At 69.8% G+C, this 14,023-nt stretch carries 18 protein-coding genes; 13 read left to right on the forward strand and 5 right to left on the reverse strand.

Features of this window, described 5'->3' with window-relative positions; genetic code table 11:
* Position 1 precedes the first annotated feature (1 nt).
* The 4 genes from ACZ7SW_RS14700 to ACZ7SW_RS14715 all read left to right on the forward strand — a co-directional run bounded on the left by ACZ7SW_RS14700 (position 2) and on the right by ACZ7SW_RS14715 (position 2,383).
* Entirely contained in the window at positions 2-727 is a 726-nt protein-coding gene (locus tag ACZ7SW_RS14700; protein ID WP_470230893.1) for a hypothetical protein, read from the forward strand.
* Positions 728-1,537, forward strand: coding sequence for an HD domain-containing phosphohydrolase (locus ACZ7SW_RS14705; protein WP_470230894.1), 810 nt, complete (start codon positions 728-730; stop codon positions 1,535-1,537).
* A gap of 54 nt (positions 1,538-1,591) precedes the next feature.
* Positions 1,592-1,996 (forward strand): nuclear transport factor 2 family protein, encoded by a 405-nt coding sequence (locus ACZ7SW_RS14710; protein ID WP_470230895.1) that lies wholly within the window; start codon positions 1,592-1,594, stop codon positions 1,994-1,996.
* 84 nt (positions 1,997-2,080) lie between these two features.
* A complete protein-coding gene (locus ACZ7SW_RS14715; protein ID WP_470230896.1) occupies positions 2,081-2,383 on the forward strand; it encodes an immunity 53 family protein in 303 nt (100 codons plus the stop codon).
* A gap of 45 nt (positions 2,384-2,428) precedes the next feature.
* Here the strand turns inward: ACZ7SW_RS14715 and ACZ7SW_RS14720 are convergent, their stop codons facing one another.
* Together ACZ7SW_RS14720 and ACZ7SW_RS14725 are read right to left on the reverse strand one after the other, a co-directional pair.
* A complete protein-coding gene (locus ACZ7SW_RS14720; RefSeq protein ID WP_470230897.1) occupies positions 2,429-3,043 on the reverse strand; it encodes a glyoxalase in 615 nt (204 codons plus the stop codon).
* A gap of 53 nt (positions 3,044-3,096) precedes the next feature.
* On the reverse strand, positions 3,097-3,504 hold the full coding sequence (locus tag ACZ7SW_RS14725) for an MmcQ/YjbR family DNA-binding protein (protein WP_470230898.1): 408 nt from the start codon (positions 3,502-3,504) through the stop codon (positions 3,097-3,099).
* Between the two features lie 33 nt (positions 3,505-3,537).
* Here ACZ7SW_RS14725 and ACZ7SW_RS14730 point away from each other — a divergent pair, with 33 nt between their 5' ends.
* The 7 genes from ACZ7SW_RS14730 to ACZ7SW_RS14760 all read left to right on the forward strand — a co-directional run bounded on the left by ACZ7SW_RS14730 (position 3,538) and on the right by ACZ7SW_RS14760 (position 9,514).
* Positions 3,538-5,061: a PucR family transcriptional regulator gene (locus tag ACZ7SW_RS14730; protein ID WP_470230899.1), complete on the forward strand. Its 1,524-nt coding sequence runs from the start codon at positions 3,538-3,540 to the stop codon at positions 5,059-5,061.
* A 118-nt stretch (positions 5,062-5,179) separates the two neighbouring features.
* A complete protein-coding gene (locus tag ACZ7SW_RS14735) occupies positions 5,180-6,442 on the forward strand; it encodes an NAD(P)/FAD-dependent oxidoreductase (protein ID WP_470230900.1) in 1,263 nt (420 codons plus the stop codon).
* A 7-nt stretch (positions 6,443-6,449) separates the two neighbouring features.
* Positions 6,450-6,629 carry a transposase gene (locus ACZ7SW_RS14740; protein WP_470230901.1) on the forward strand — a complete coding sequence of 60 codons (180 nt, stop codon included), beginning with the start codon at positions 6,450-6,452 and terminating at the stop codon, positions 6,627-6,629.
* An 87-nt stretch (positions 6,630-6,716) separates the two neighbouring features.
* Complete coding sequence (locus ACZ7SW_RS14745) at positions 6,717-7,175, forward strand: GreA/GreB family elongation factor (RefSeq protein ID WP_470230902.1); 459 nt, start codon at positions 6,717-6,719, stop codon at positions 7,173-7,175.
* Between the two features lie 28 nt (positions 7,176-7,203).
* Positions 7,204-7,434: a hypothetical protein gene (locus tag ACZ7SW_RS14750; RefSeq protein WP_116200055.1), complete on the forward strand. Its 231-nt coding sequence runs from the start codon at positions 7,204-7,206 to the stop codon at positions 7,432-7,434.
* 686 nt (positions 7,435-8,120) lie between these two features.
* On the forward strand, positions 8,121-8,936 hold the full coding sequence (locus ACZ7SW_RS14755; protein WP_470230903.1) for a choice-of-anchor P family protein: 816 nt from the start codon (positions 8,121-8,123) through the stop codon (positions 8,934-8,936).
* The gene (locus ACZ7SW_RS14760) at positions 8,933-9,514 is read left to right on the forward strand and encodes a class F sortase (RefSeq protein WP_470230904.1); all 582 of its coding nucleotides are present in this window, start codon (positions 8,933-8,935) and stop codon (positions 9,512-9,514) included. The genes ACZ7SW_RS14755 and ACZ7SW_RS14760 overlap by 4 nt, the downstream gene beginning before the upstream one ends.
* Before the next feature lie 66 nt (positions 9,515-9,580).
* On the opposite strand, the gene ACZ7SW_RS14765 is transcribed toward ACZ7SW_RS14760, so the two are convergent.
* Positions 9,581-10,075, reverse strand: a complete 495-nt coding sequence (locus ACZ7SW_RS14765; protein ID WP_470230905.1) for a MarR family transcriptional regulator — start codon at positions 10,073-10,075, stop codon at positions 9,581-9,583.
* 43 nt (positions 10,076-10,118) lie between these two features.
* Entirely contained in the window at positions 10,119-10,361 is a 243-nt protein-coding gene (locus ACZ7SW_RS14770) for a hypothetical protein (protein ID WP_470230906.1), read from the reverse strand.
* 98 nt (positions 10,362-10,459) lie between these two features.
* Here ACZ7SW_RS14770 and ACZ7SW_RS14775 point away from each other — a divergent pair, with 98 nt between their 5' ends.
* Both ACZ7SW_RS14775 and ACZ7SW_RS14780 read left to right on the forward strand, forming a co-directional pair.
* A complete protein-coding gene (locus ACZ7SW_RS14775) occupies positions 10,460-11,833 on the forward strand; it encodes an FAD-binding oxidoreductase (RefSeq protein WP_470230907.1) in 1,374 nt (457 codons plus the stop codon).
* Positions 11,834-11,979: 146 nt separating this feature from the next.
* Complete coding sequence (locus ACZ7SW_RS14780; RefSeq protein ID WP_470230908.1) at positions 11,980-13,746, forward strand: MFS transporter; 1,767 nt, start codon at positions 11,980-11,982, stop codon at positions 13,744-13,746.
* Here the strand turns inward: ACZ7SW_RS14780 and ACZ7SW_RS14785 are convergent.
* Positions 13,712-13,927 carry a DUF1737 domain-containing protein gene (locus ACZ7SW_RS14785; protein WP_470230909.1) on the reverse strand — a complete coding sequence of 72 codons (216 nt, stop codon included), beginning with the start codon at positions 13,925-13,927 and terminating at the stop codon, positions 13,712-13,714. The two genes, ACZ7SW_RS14780 and ACZ7SW_RS14785, sit on opposite strands and share 35 nt — an antisense overlap.
* Positions 13,928-14,023 lie beyond the last annotated feature (96 nt).

Raw genomic sequence — 14,023 nt, forward strand, 5'->3', positions numbered from 1 at the left:
GGTGAACAGAGCCGCGCCGGTGCGGTTGTCCGAGCTGGTCGCCACGCTGTCGCTGGTGGCCGATCTCGGCATGGGCCGTCCGATGGAACGCGTGCTGCGGCAGACCGTGATCGCCCTGCGACTGGCCGACGCGGCGGGCGCGGACGACAGCGTGCGCGCGGCGGCCTACTACACGTCGTTGCTGACCTGGGTGGGTTGCGCCGCCGACACCAGCGAGCTGGCCGCGTTGTTCGGCGACGAGACCGAGCTGTACGCCGACAGTCACGACGGCGACCTCGCCGGGGTCGCGATGGCGATGTTCGTCCTCCGCCACCTCGGCCGCGGAGGTCCCGGGCTCCGGCGCGCCGCGCTGGCCGGCCGGTTTCTCGCCACGGCGGGCCGATCGGTGCAGCAGGTCATGCAGGCGCATTGCCAAAGCGCGAGCGAGCTGGCCGGGCGGCTCGACCTCGGCGAGGACGTCTGCCGTCCGCTGCTGCAGTCCTTCGAACGCTGGGACGGCCGCGGCGTCCCCGGCGACGCTGGCGGCGCGGACCTCGACCCGGCGATCCGGCTGGTCCAGCTCGCCGACAACGTCGAGGCTTTCCACCACACCGCGGGCGTCGACGGCGCGGTCGCGGTCGCCCGGGAACGCCGGGGCACCCAGTTCGACCCGGCTCTGGTCGACTGCTTCCTGAACCACCGCGCGGACATCTTGGCCGGGCTGGAAAGCATCCAAGCCTGGGAGTAGGTGATCGCCCTCGACCCGCGGCTCGGTGTTCAGCTGGAGGAGGACGAGCTAGACCGCGCACTGCAGGCGTTCGCCGACTTCGCCGATCTCAAATCCCCTCCGCGACTAGGGCATTCCCGCGGAGTCGCCGCGCTCGCCGCCGACGGCGCGACCCGGCTCGGCCTTCCCGCGTCCGAGGTCCGCTTGGTCCGCCGCGCCGGCTGGGTGCACGACATCGGGATGATCGGCGTCCCGAGCGCGATCTGGAACGCGACCCGGCCGTGGTCGCTCGCGCAGGCCGAACGCGCCCGCACGCATCCGTACCTGACCGAACGCATGCTCGCCGGAATGCCCGGCCTCGCCGCGGTCGCCCGCTGCGCGGCCCAGCACCACGAACGCCTCGACGGTTCCGGTTACCCGCACGGCCTTTCCGGTGAGGCTTTGCCGATGACGTCGCGGCTCCTCTCCGCCGCCGACGTCTACCACGCGCTCGGCGAACCGCGTCCGCACCGTGCCCCGCTGGCTCCCGACGCGGCCGCGCGAACGCTCACCGACGAAGCCCACGCCGGACGCCTCGATCCTGATGCGGTGAGCGCGGTTCTGACCGCTGCGGGACAACGGGTCCGGCGCAGTCCCGACGGGTTGACCGCTCGGGAGACCGAGGTCTTGCTGCACCTGGCCCGGGGACTGTCGAACCCGGAGATCGCCGCCGCGCTGACGGTGTCCCGCAAGACGGTTTCGACGCATCTGGAGCACATCTACGCGAAACTCGGCGTGACGACCCGGACACAGGCCGCGCTGGTCGCGATGCGCCGCGGTCTGACCGGGTGAAAGATCGGGCAGTTGCCCGATCCGCTGGGGCGCGTCGAGTCGTAAACCTGAGGCATGACAACACAACTCCAGGCCTCCCGCATCTCCAAGGCGGGTGCCTTCATCGAAGCGTTGAGCAGACAGGACTTCGCGCGGATGTCGTCCGCAATGGACAGTGAGGTGCGGTTGACCGCCTTGCTGCCGCCGGGATTGCGCGAGTTCCGCGGCCCGGCCGAGATCACCGCCGCGTTCACCCACTGGTTCGGCGAGGTCGACGATTTCGAACTCGCCGAGGGCGAGGTGGACCGGGTCGGCCCGCGACTGCACCTGCGCTGGCGAGCCCGAGTGCGCGCGGAACGGCTCGGCGAGGGGCGGTTCGCGGTAGAACAACAGGCGTACGTGGACGACGACGCGGACGGGCGGTTCTTGCGGATGGTGCTGCTGTGTTCCGGCTATTGCCCGGAGGACGGGGCCCGATAACTCGGTGGCCTCCCGGATGGGGTTGCGGCAGACTCGGCATCGTCGCCAGGTCGGCGAAGAAGTGCTTCACCTGAGGGGTTTCCGGTGGCTTTGGGAGAGAGCTTCCAGTTCCTGCTGGACTGGTATGCCGAACAGTGCGACGAGGAATGGGAGCACGAGTTCGGCGTCGAACTGTCCACTTTGGACAACCCGGGCTGGTCCATCGCAATCGATCTGGCGGACACCGATCTCGCCGGGCGCCTTATGGAGCGATCCGATCTCGAGGGCGACGCGGGCCGCTGGGCGCAATGCCGTTCGGACGGCAAGAAATTCCGCGGAGCCTGCGACCCGTCCTCTTTGGAGCTGGTCCTCGCCCAGTTCAAGAACCTCGTCGCCCAGCCGGGCTAGCGGGCCGGATCCGTCGAGCCGGTCTCGACGGATCCACCCGGCCCGTCAGCCGGCCAGAACCGAAGTCTCCCAAGCGAATCCGTCCGGGTCCGTGATCTGCCCGGCGTTCCCGCCGATGGTCAGCAGGTGCGAACCCGAACCGTCCTCGGGCACCCCGGCGTCCTTCGCCAGCGCCTTCCGGCCGTACAGGGCCAGCTTGATCGGGCTCGTCTCGAATTCCACATACTTGCGCCCGTAGCTCTTGCCCACCGCAAGCCCGTGCGAGACGTAGAATTGCTTGGTCGCCGCCACATCCGACGCACCCAGCAGCAGTACCATCTGGTCGTATTCGCGAACCCCCGCGCCGGAATCCTTCTTCGTGGAGGTCGCGACCTTCCAGATCGCACCGTCCGGAGCCTGCACCACCCCGCCGAAACCCCACAGCGACTTGGCCGCCGGCTTCAGCGAAGTGGCACCCGCGGCGAGCGCGGCGTCCAGATAGGCGACGACGTTGGCGGGCTGGGAAACGGTGAGCGACAAGGTGAATCCGCGGAAGCCGGTGCTCGGCGCGGCGGCCTGGCGGAAGCGGAGACGGTCGCCCAGATCGAACGCGGCGGTGTAGAAGCGCTCGGCGGCGGCGACATCGGGAACGTCCAGGGTGACAAAGTCGAAGGAAGTCATGCCGTAAACGCTAAGTCCGGCACTACCCCGGACGCTTCTTGATTCCTGATCGCTTACCGAGCCTGGTGCCCGGCCAGCCACGCTTCGCGGCGGCGCGGTGACGCTCGGGACAACCAGGCGTCCTCGACGACCTCGGTCAGCTCCCGCCGCGTCAACGAGCCGAGATGGGCGGCCCGGATCAGCACCGACAGGTGACCGTCGAAGTGCGGAGTGGTGAAAAACGGGCTGTCCGGGTCCTGGACCAGCGCCTGCTTGTCCGATTCGGACGGTACCCAGAACACGATCACGTCCGGGTACCGCTGCCCGGTCTCCGGGTCGAAGGCGTCCGGCCGCGGCGTCCGGAAGAACACGAACGACTTGCCGCCGACCTGGTAGACGGGGTTCTCCCGCGAGCCGCGCACCACCGTGACGTGGGGCATCCCCAGCGCCAGCTCGTGCACGTCCTCGATCCGCGCTCGCATGACCTCCCACGATACGTCAGGTATGAACAGGGCATGGTCACCCTCGATCGGCTCGTCAACGTCCTCGGCGGGTACGGCGCGCGGTTGTGCTGCTGCCCCGTCGCGCGCGAGGTGGCGTTGCGGGACGTGGTGATGGACGACCCCGCCGACCCGCGCGGGTTGCGCGGCGACGTCTACCTCGCGGTGGGTGTCGATTCGGTGCCGGAGGCCGTCGAACGAGCCACCGCGGCGCGTGCGTCGGTGGTGTTGGTGCGGGGGACAACGCCGCCGGGACCCGAGGTGGACAGCCAGGTCGCGGTGCTGCTCGTGGACCCGGAAGTCTCGTGGGGACAGCTCGCGGGCGTCGTCTACGGCCTGGTGCTCGAAGGACGCGAGACGGAATCCGGGCGCGGGCCGACCGACTTGTTCGCGCTGGCCGACAGCCTCGCCGACGCGCTCGGCAGCGCGGTCACCATCGAGGACCAGCTGTCGCGCGTGCTCGCGTACTCCAGCCGCCAGCAGGGGGCGGACCGGGTGCGGCTGGAGACGATCCTCGGACGGCGAGTGCCGGACCAGGTGCGCGAGCTGTTCGAGCGTCGCGGAGTGTTCGCGCATCTCGCGGTTTCGGACGAGCCGTTGTTCGTCGAGGCCGATCCCGAGCACGGGCTGACCGGTCGCATGGTCGTCGCGGTCCGGGCCGGGCGCGAGTCGCTCGGGTCGATCTGGGTGGAGTGCGAGGAGCCGCTGTCCGACGTCCGGCGCACTGTCCTGCACGACAGTTCCCGCACGGTCGGGCTGCATTTGCTGCGCTCGCGAGCGAGCGCCGACCTCGAACGGCAGGTCGAGTCGGACCTGGTGATCCGGCTGCTGGAAGGCACCCCGGACGCGGCGGCCGTGCTGAGCAGGCTCGGGTTGCCGCCCGGCCGGTTCCGCGTGGTCGCGCTCCAGGCGCACATCGCCGACGAACGGCACGCCGCGCTGCTGCTCGCCTTCGAGCGCGCGACCACCGGATTCGGCTGGTCGCGGCCGGGCCGGAGCACGTTGTTCAGCAACACCGTCTACACCGTTCTGCCCGGCGAAGACGTCGAGACCGCCCTCGCGTGGATCGACGGGATCCGCGACGCGTTGCCCGCGCAGGTCACGGTCGCGGCAGGCATCGGCGCGCCCGCGTCCACTGCGGAACTCCCGGCCAGCAGGCGGGAATCCGACGAATGCCTCGCCCTGCACGACGTCCGCCCGGAACCCGGCGCGACCGTCGCGTACGACGAGTCCTGGGACGACATCCTCATCCTCCGCCTGCGCGCCGCCGCGGCGGCGGGACGAGCCCCGGCGCGCGGTCCGATCGCGGATCTGGCCAGGCACGACGCGGCCAACTCGACCAGTTACGTCGCGACCTTGCGCGCCTGGCTCGAGACCCAGGGCGACCTCACCGAGGCCGCCGAACGGCTCGGCGTGCACCCCAACACCATCCGCTACCGGCTGCGGAAGATGGCCGACGTGACGCCGCTGCGGCTCGACCTGCCCGCGAAACGGCTGGCGATGATCATCGAGCTGGCCGTCGCCGATCCGCGGGATTGACCGATCCGGACAAACCGGCCCGCTCCGGTTGGCCGAACTCGACAAAGACCGCCCGCCGGATCCGGGTCATCCTGGCCGCACCAGCACAACCAGCGGCACGGCTTCGGCGGAGGAACACATGGGCGATCTCGACCGCAGCGGCGGCGGGCCGCGTTCGGCGATCGTGGTCGGCGCGGGCATCGTCGGCCTGTCGACCGCGTGGTTCCTGCAAGAACGCGGAGTGCGGGTGACCGTCGTCGACCGCGAGGGCATCGCGGCGGGCTCGTCGTGGGGCAACGCGGGCTGGCTCTCGCCCGGATTGTCGATCCCGCTCAACGAACCCGCCGTCCTCCGCTACGGCCTGCGCACCCTGCTCGACCGGCAGGCGCCACTGCACGTCCCGGCCAGCCCGGACCCGCGGCTGTGGCAGTTCCTCGCCCGCTTCGCGGCGAACTGCACCCACCGGTCGTGGACCCGGGCAGTGCGCGCGAACCTGCCGTTCAACGAGGAATGCCTTGAAGCGTTTGACATCCTGACCGCCAGCGGCGTGGACGCGCCGACCATCGACGCGCCCATCACCGCGCTTTTCGAGACCTCCGCGAAGGCGCAAACTCTGGTCAAGGAGCTGGACCGGCTCGGCGACGCCGGGCAGAAAGTCTCCTGGACCCAGCTCGCCGGAGCGGAACTGCGCGAGCACTTCCCGCAGGTCACCGACCGGATCGGGGCCGGCCTCCGGATCGACGGCCAGCGGTACGTCGACCCCGGCCGGTTCGTCGAATCGCTCGCCCGCGCGGTGGTCGGCCGCGGCGGCACCATCCGGCACCGGTTCGAGGTCGCCGCGATCCGCCGGCACGAGTACGCCTACACCCTGCTGTCGGCGAACGGGCAGACCGTCAACGCCAACACCGTCGTGCTCGCCACCGGCGCGTGGCTGGGCGAACTGGCGCACAAATGGGGCGTGCGCGTTCCGGTGCGCGCCGGACGCGGGTACTCCTTCACCGTGCCGACCGACGATCCGGTGCCGAGCCCGATGTACCTGCCGGACATCCGGGTCGCGTGCACGCCGTACCAGGGCGGGCTGCGGGTGGCCGGGACGATGGAGTTCCGCAAGCCGGACGATCCGCTGTACCCGGCGCGCGTCGACGCGATCGTCGCCTCGGCCCGGCCGCTGCTCCAGGGCCTGCGCTGGGACCAGCGCACCGACGTCTGGGTCGGCTCGCGCCCGGTCAGCGCCGACGGGCGGCCGGTGATCGGGCAGACCGGCGCGCCGGGGATGTACGTCGCGGGCGGGCACGGCATGTGGGGCCTGTCGCACGGCGCGATCACCGGAAAGCTGCTCGCCGAGCAGATGGTCACCGGCAGGTGCCCGGATGCGCTGCGCCCGTTCGACCCGCTGCGGTGAGCCAGGAGTGTCCGCCGACCCCGCCGGTCCGCCGCCGCTGACCCGCGACGAGCACGCCGAGCTGATGTTCCTCCGCGCGGAGAACGCCTTGCTGCGCACCGAAAGAGACATCCTGGTGAAAGCCGCCGGCTGGTTCGCCGCCGACGCCGGCGTGCTCGACCGCCGCACCGGGCCCGAGCCCCGCTGACCGCCGCGGGACTCCTCGAAAGTCCGTGGGGGCTGGACGCCTCCTGCTGGCCCGGCCCCCACGGACGACCTCCGAAAGGCACCCCTCATGTCGACCACCTCCTCGCGTCCCTGGCTGACCGCAGACGCGCATGCCCGCCTCGCCGCGGAACTCGCTGACCTGCGGCGCGAACCCGAACTCGGCGAGGGAGCGGGCGAACACGACCGGCTCGACCGCAGGCAGCACCGGCAGGCGCGGATCCGGCAGCTCCAGGACCTGCTGCACAACGCCGTCGTCGGCGAGGACCCGCCGGACGACGGGATCGCCGAGCCCGGCATGGTCCTGACCGTCCGCTACGACGACGGCGGAGTCGAGACGTTCCTGCTGGCGGCCCGCGACGAGGTCGGCGGGGGCATCGAGGTCTACTCGCCGGACTCGCCGCTCGGGCGCGCGCTGGACGGCGCCAAGCCGGGGGAGCGGCGGGAGTACGAGGTGCCCAGCGGCGCGGTCGTGCGCGTCACGCTGGTCGAGGCTTATCCCTACGGGCGCTATCGGAGCCACGGTTGAGACCCGTTTCGTGACTACCCTGAGAAGAGTGACCGACGAAGAGCTCATCATCGAGTTCGCCCTCGCCCGGCTCGACAACCCGAGCCTCGACCTCGAGGAGGTCGCCGCGCTCCTCGTCCGCCGGGTCGGACCGGACCGGATGCTCGACCTCGCCGCGCGCAACCTCGAGACGCGCGGCGAACTGCGCGGCGCGATGTTCGAGTCGGCCGTCGAACACGTCTTACGCGTCGTCCTGACGTTGCGCGGTCCGGCTGACTGAGTCGTGGTCGATTCGCTGATCTGCGTGGGCCACGCCCCGCCTCGACCGGGGATCGCCAGCGGTTGAGGACGCGGCGCGCTGGCGTTTTCGGACCGGACCGGGATTTTCTGTCAGGTCACCGTCGCCGTCGAGTAAGCGCGCGTAAGCGGAGAACGCGCCCGGAGTCCTTTTCGGACTGTCCACAATCGCGCATTTCCGCTGGTCACCGCCCCGGGCAAGGAAAACGTACCCTTTTCCCCGTTCGCTCGTTCCGTTCCCTCCGATTCCTTTGTGGACATTTTCCGTCCTTCCCGGGCCCGGACGCGGGACGAATTGGCGAACCGGGAATGGGCGGCGCGCCGCGGTAGCGGTCACATTACGGCGGGTGTCCGAATCGAACCCTTCGCAGGATCACTCCTCCGGGTGGAACGCGAGGCAATCCGCCATCGGGGCCTCGGTTCCGGTAGCTCAGCGTGAGAAAACGGTGCGAGAGAGGCCGCGTTACATCACTCTTTAGTGGTGAAATTGCGATAATTGTGGTCACCGGAACCGGCTGGTGGGCGCGCTGCGCGACGGATCTTGCTTTGCGTTTCCGGGGCGTCTTGATAATGTCGCGGCCTGCCGGTGGCCGAGTAGTTGTGCTCGGTCACGCGTGGATTCGGGGATCCGTGCGGCGGCTCCATTCTTGATGTTCGGAAGGACAATTCATGCGTTCTGCCCTGCTGCGCGGACGGACCGTCGCGGTCGCTGTTCCCGCGCTGGCTTTGCTCGCCACCGCCGTCGCCCCGTCGGCGCTCGCCGCCGAGTCGCCCGCCGGCTCGGCTTACGGCGCGTCCGCCTCGGTCTCGCTGCTGCCCGGCGTGCTCGGCGACAAGGGGATCACGGTCGACACCGGCAAGATCGCTCCCTCCTCGACCGAGGGCCCGGAATCCGCGCAGGTGGTGAACGTGCCGCTGAAGGGCCTGGTCACGGCGAAGGCGATCAGCAGCTCGGCGAAGCAGGACGGCAGCGACGGACCGGTCGACTCGAAGGCCTCGATCGTCGACGCCGCGCTCCCGGTGCTCGCCCCGCTCGCCGGCTCCACCCCCACGGCCCGCGTGATCAGCTCCGAGTGCAAGTCCGCTCCGGACGGCATCACCGCCTCGTCCGAGCTGGCCGGCCTCGACCTCGGCAAGATCGGCAAGCTCCCGGTGTCGGCCAAGCCGAACCAGAAGCTCGGCATCGACGGCGTGCTGCAGGTGATCGTCAACGAGCAGATCAAGCACTCCGACGGCAGCCTCACCGTCAACGCGCTGCACATCAAGCTCCTCGGCGGCGACGTCACCGGCGCGCTCGGCAAGGGCGACATCGTCCTCGCCTCGGCCACCTGCGCCAAGGTCGCGGGCAACCCGACGACCCCGCCGACCACCAAGCCCTCCGAACCCTCCAAGCCGGGCACCCCGCCCGCCGAGGGCCCCGGCCAGGTGACCGTCGTGCCGGTCGGCGCGCCGGAGACCGGCGACGGCTCGCTGGCCGCCCGGTGACGCGTTCCCGGTTCGGGCTTTTCGCGCTCCTGCTGGCTTTCGTCGCGAACTTCGCCCTGCTGGGCTGCGGTTCGGCGGACACCCCGCCCGCCGCGGCCCCGGCGAGTTCCGCGGCCGCCGCGCAGCAGATCGCGGACCCGGTCTCGCTCGACGTGCCCAGCATCTCCGCGCATTCGTCGCTGGTTCCGCTCGGCCTCAACGACGACAAGACCGTCCAGGTGCCGCCGGTCGACCAGCCGCTGCAGGCCGGCTGGTACCACTTCGGCCCCAAGCCGGGCCAGGTCGGGCCTGCGGTCGTGCTCGGCCACATCGACGGCAACCACCAGAAGGGCATTTTCTGGCGGCTGCACGAGATGAAGAAGGGCGACAAGGTCATGATCGGGCGCAAGGACGGGTCGACGGCCTCGTTCACGGTGACCAAGGTGGACCAGATCGCGAAGAAGACGTTCCCCACCGAAGCCGTGTACGGCAACACCACCGACTCGCAGATCCGGCTGATCACCTGCGGCGGCGCGTTCGACGCCGAAAAGAAGAGCTATCTCGACAACATCATCGTGTACGGCACGCTCGACAGCTGAGTCCCGCCGAACCCGGTACCGGGGCCTCGTCGTTTCGCGCTCGGGCGAAGCGGCGAGGCCCTTGTGTCATTCGCCGGACAGTTCGTCGGTCGCCGCGCGGCCCGCTTCGGCGGTGCGGCGGAGGAATCCGGCGATCAGCACGAGCTCGTCTTCGGTGTATCCGGCGCACAGGTCGTCCATGGCTGAATTCATCCCGCCGTACACGCGAAACAGCTCCTGCGTACGCCCCGGCACCGCCCGGACGGTGACCGCTCGCCGGTCGGCCGCGCCCGGATCCCGTTCGCGCACTACCCATCCGCCGCGCTCCAGCCGGTCGAGGATGCCGGTCACGGTCGCCGGGTGCAGGCCCGCGCGGCGGGCGAGCGCGCTCGGGTTCAGCGGTCCGGCGGACGAGATCAGTTCGAGGCAGTCGAGGTCGACGTCCTTGAGTTTCAGCCGTCCGCCGACCTGGTGGTTCAGCAGCGACAGCTGATTGCGCAGTTCCCGCAGCGACTCCTTGAGGGCCACCGTGGTGCGCCGCCTGCGCCGCGCCGTGTCCGTTCCGGATGCTCCGGAAGCCATCTGCTCCGCCCTCCCGTTTCCCCGCTGGTCAGGGTAGCCGGGGTCAGGCGGCGGCGAGCAGCGCTTCCCCGGCCGGGGTCAGCACGGCGGGCACCGGCTGCCCGGCCGGACCCGGTTCCGTCGCGCGCAGCAGTCCGGCGTGCGCCAGCGCGTGCGCGGTGAACTGGTCGCTGCACGGCAGGCCGTCCACGAACAAATCCGGTTCGCAGCTGCAGGTCAGCCGTCCGCGTCCGGCGGCGACGGCACGCAGCATCGAAATCCCGCGGCGGGTGACGGTGGTGGTCATGGCTGCCTCCTCGAAGCTCTTGCCCATACGTCGAACGAGCAGCCCGGATTTCGACCTAACCTGAGGAGGAGAACAGACCGGAAGAATGCGGGAGCCCCATGCTGATCGACGACCTGCACACCGTCCTGCCGGACGACCGGATCGTGCGGGACCCCGACGTGCTGCGCGGCTTCGCGCACGACGAGGCGGAGTGGGCCCCGTACGGCGAACCGGCGGTCCTGGTCCGCCCGCGCACCGCGGACGAGGTGCAGGCGACCGTGCGGCAGTGCATCAAGCACGGCACGCCGGTGGTGCCGCGCGGCGCGGGGACCGGACTGTCCGGCGGGGCGAACGCGCTGGCCGGATGCGTCGTCCTGGCGACCGACCGGATGACCAAGATCAAGGAGATCGACCCGGTGGAACGGCTCGCCGTGGTCGAACCCGGCGTGGTCAACGACGATCTCCGCGCGGCGTGTGCGGAACAAGGGCTCTGGTATCCGCCGGACCCGGCCAGTTCGCCGTGGTCGACGATCGGCGGCAACGTCGCGACCAACGCGGGCGGCGTGTGCTGCGTGAAGTACGGCGTGACTCGCGATTATGTGCTCGGCCTGCAGGTCGTCACCGGCACCGGCGAGCTTGTCCGGCTCGGCCGCCGTACCGCGAAGGGCGTGGCCGGGTACGACCTCGCCGGGCTGATGGTCGGCTCGGAGGGAACTCTCGGCGTCATCACTGAAATCACCGTGCGGCTGCGGGCGAAGCGCGCGCCGGAGGCGACCATCGCCGGGTACTTCGACTCGACGGTCGCGGCGGGGGAGGCGGCAGCGGCGATCCGCGCGGCCGGGATCGTGCCCTCGGCGCTGGAACTGGTGGACCGGCATTGCCTGGCCGCGGTGGACGCCTGGAAGAACATGGGCCTGTCCGCCGACGCGAACGTGGTGCTGCTCGGTCGCAGCGACGTGCCGGGCGGGCACGAGGCCGCGGTGATGGTGGAGTGCTTCGAAAAGGCAGGCGCGACCTGGGCCGCGCAGTCGACCGACGAGGCGGAGGCGGACGCGTTGTTCGCCGCCCGGCGGCTGGCGTACCCGGCACTCGAACGGCTCGGCCCGGTGCTCACCGAGGACGTCTGCGTGCCGACGCATTTGGTCCCGGAAATGCTCGCCCGGATCGATTTGGCCGCACAACGGCACGACACGCAAATCGCTAATATCGCGCATATCGGAGACGGAAATCTGCATCCGCTGCTGATCACGCCGGCCGGGGACGACGACGCGCAGCGCCGCGCGCAGGCCGCGTTCGACGACATCGTCGCCGACGCGCTCGAACTCGGCGGGACGGTGACCGGCGAGCACGGCGTCGGCCTGCTGAAGCGGCCCGGGCTCGAGAAAGAGCTGGGACCAGCGGTTCTCGACCTGCATCGCGCGGTCAAGAACGCGCTCGACCCGCACGGGATCCTCAATCCCGGAAAGGTCGTCGGAGGCCCCGCCCAGCGGTAACTCGACCGAGTGAAAGTAAATAGTCCACAAAGGATAGTCATCCGTTTGTGACCCTTGTCTCCCAGTCGTTTTCTTTTGTTGGTTGCCTACCGCAAGCAACTTGCTTAGCCTAGCTAAGGGAACGGCTGGGAGAGGGGTTTTCGACAGTGGCGGAGCGCAGGACGTATTCGATCGCGGAACTCGGTCCGCGGTACAAGTGGATCGCGCTGTCCAACACGACGCTCGGGATGCTGATCGCGACGATCAACTCGTCGATCGTGCTGATCGCGCTGCCCGACATCTTCAAGGGCATCGGCATCAACCCGCTGGAGCCGTCGAACACGAGCTATCTGCTGTGGATGATCATGGGCTTCCTCGTGGTCACCGCGGTGCTGGTGGTGGCGTTCGGCAGGCTCGGCGACATGTACGGCCGGGCCAGGATGTACAACCTCGGCTTCGCCGTGTTCACCGTTTCCTCGATCATGCTGGCGATCACCTGGTTCGGCGGCGACGCGGCCGCGCTGTGGCTGATCGGCTGGCGGATCGTGCAGGGCGTCGGCGGCGCGTTCCTGATGGCGAACTCGTCGGCCATCCTCACCGACGCCTTCCCGGCCAACCAGCGCGGGCTCGCGCTCGGCATGAACGGCGTCGCGGCCATCGCGGGCTCGTTCCTCGGGCTCGTGGTCGGCGGCGTGCTCGCGCCGGTGAACTGGAACCTGATCTTCCTGGTGTCGGTGCCGTTCGGCGTCATCGGCACGATCTGGGCGTACCTCAAACTGCACGACACCGGCGTCCGCCAGCACGCGAAAATGGACTGGTGGGGCAACATCACCTTCGCCGTCGGCCTGATCGCGGTGCTGGTGGGCATCACCTACGGAATCCAGCCGTACGGCACTTCGCAGACCGGCTGGGGCAGCCCGATGGTGCTGTCGTGCCTGATCGGCGGCGTCGCGGTGCTGATCGCGTTCGTGGTGATCGAGACGAAGGTGCCCAACCCGCTGTTCCGGCTGTCGCTGTTCCGGATCCGCTCGTTCAGCTGGGGCAACCTGGCGAACCTGACCGCGTCGCTCGGCCGCGGCGGGCTGCAGTTCGTGCTGATCATCTGGCTGCAGGGAATCTGGCTGCCGCAGCACGGTTTCACCTTCGAGCAGACGCCGCTGTGGGCCGGGATCTACATGCTCCCGCTGACCATCGGCTTCCTGGTGGCCGCGCCGACGTCCGGCATCCTGTCCGACCGGATCGGCAGCCGCGCGCTCGCCTCCGGCGGCCTGGTCATCACCGCGCTCACGTTCCTGCTGCTGATGCTGCTGCCGGTGAACTTCGACTACTGGGCGTTCGCCGGAATCCTGCTGCTCAACGGCATCGGCATGGGCATGTTCTCCTCGCCCAACCGCGCCGAGGTGATGAACAGCCTGCCCGCCGACTCGCGAGGGTCCGGCGCGGGCATGATGACGACCTTCCAGAACGCGGCGATGGTGCTGTCGATCGGCTTCTTCTTCAGCCTGATCATCGCCGGCCTGTCGGACCACCTGCCGATCGCGATGTCGCAGGGCCTGACCCAGCACGGTGTTCCGGAAGCGGCCGCGCAACAGGTCGCCCACCTGCCGGCGGTCGCGGTGCTGTTCGCGGCGTTCCTCGGCTACAACCCGATCCAGCAGCTGCTGGGCGGCCAGCTTTCGCACCTGCCCGCGGACCAGGCGAACTTCCTGACCGGACGCAGCTTCTTCCCGAACCTGATCTCGGGCCCGTTCCAGGACGGCCTCGCGGTGGCGTTCGGCTTCGCGATCGTGGTGTGCCTGATCGGTGCCGTGGCGTCGGTGCTGACGAAGGACACGAAGAAGTCGTCGGAGTCGGTGGGCGAGGAATTGGCCGCGGTGGCCGGGGAATCCGGTAGCGGGCCTAGCGAGCTGGTGTCTCCGCGGAGCGACCGGTAGCCGCTTCCGGCCAGAGCACGGCTTGGGCGACGATGACGTTCTCGCCGTTGAAGGTCAGCGCGGGGCCTTCGTGCAGGCGGTAGCCGAGCGCGAGGGCCTCGCTGACCCGGCGGCAAAAGGCGGCGTCGTCGGGGCCGGTGAGGACTCGGTAGGCGGGGAGACCGTCTGGGGGTGTGCTCATGGCGGTCATGATTTCAGGTTGGCCGTTGCGGTGGCTACGAAGATCGCTACGGACTTCTGTTTTCCCGGCGAATCGTCCACGGGCATCGGGAGGTCG

The sequence above is a fragment of the Amycolatopsis sp. NPDC114484 genome, from assembly GCF_055633755.1.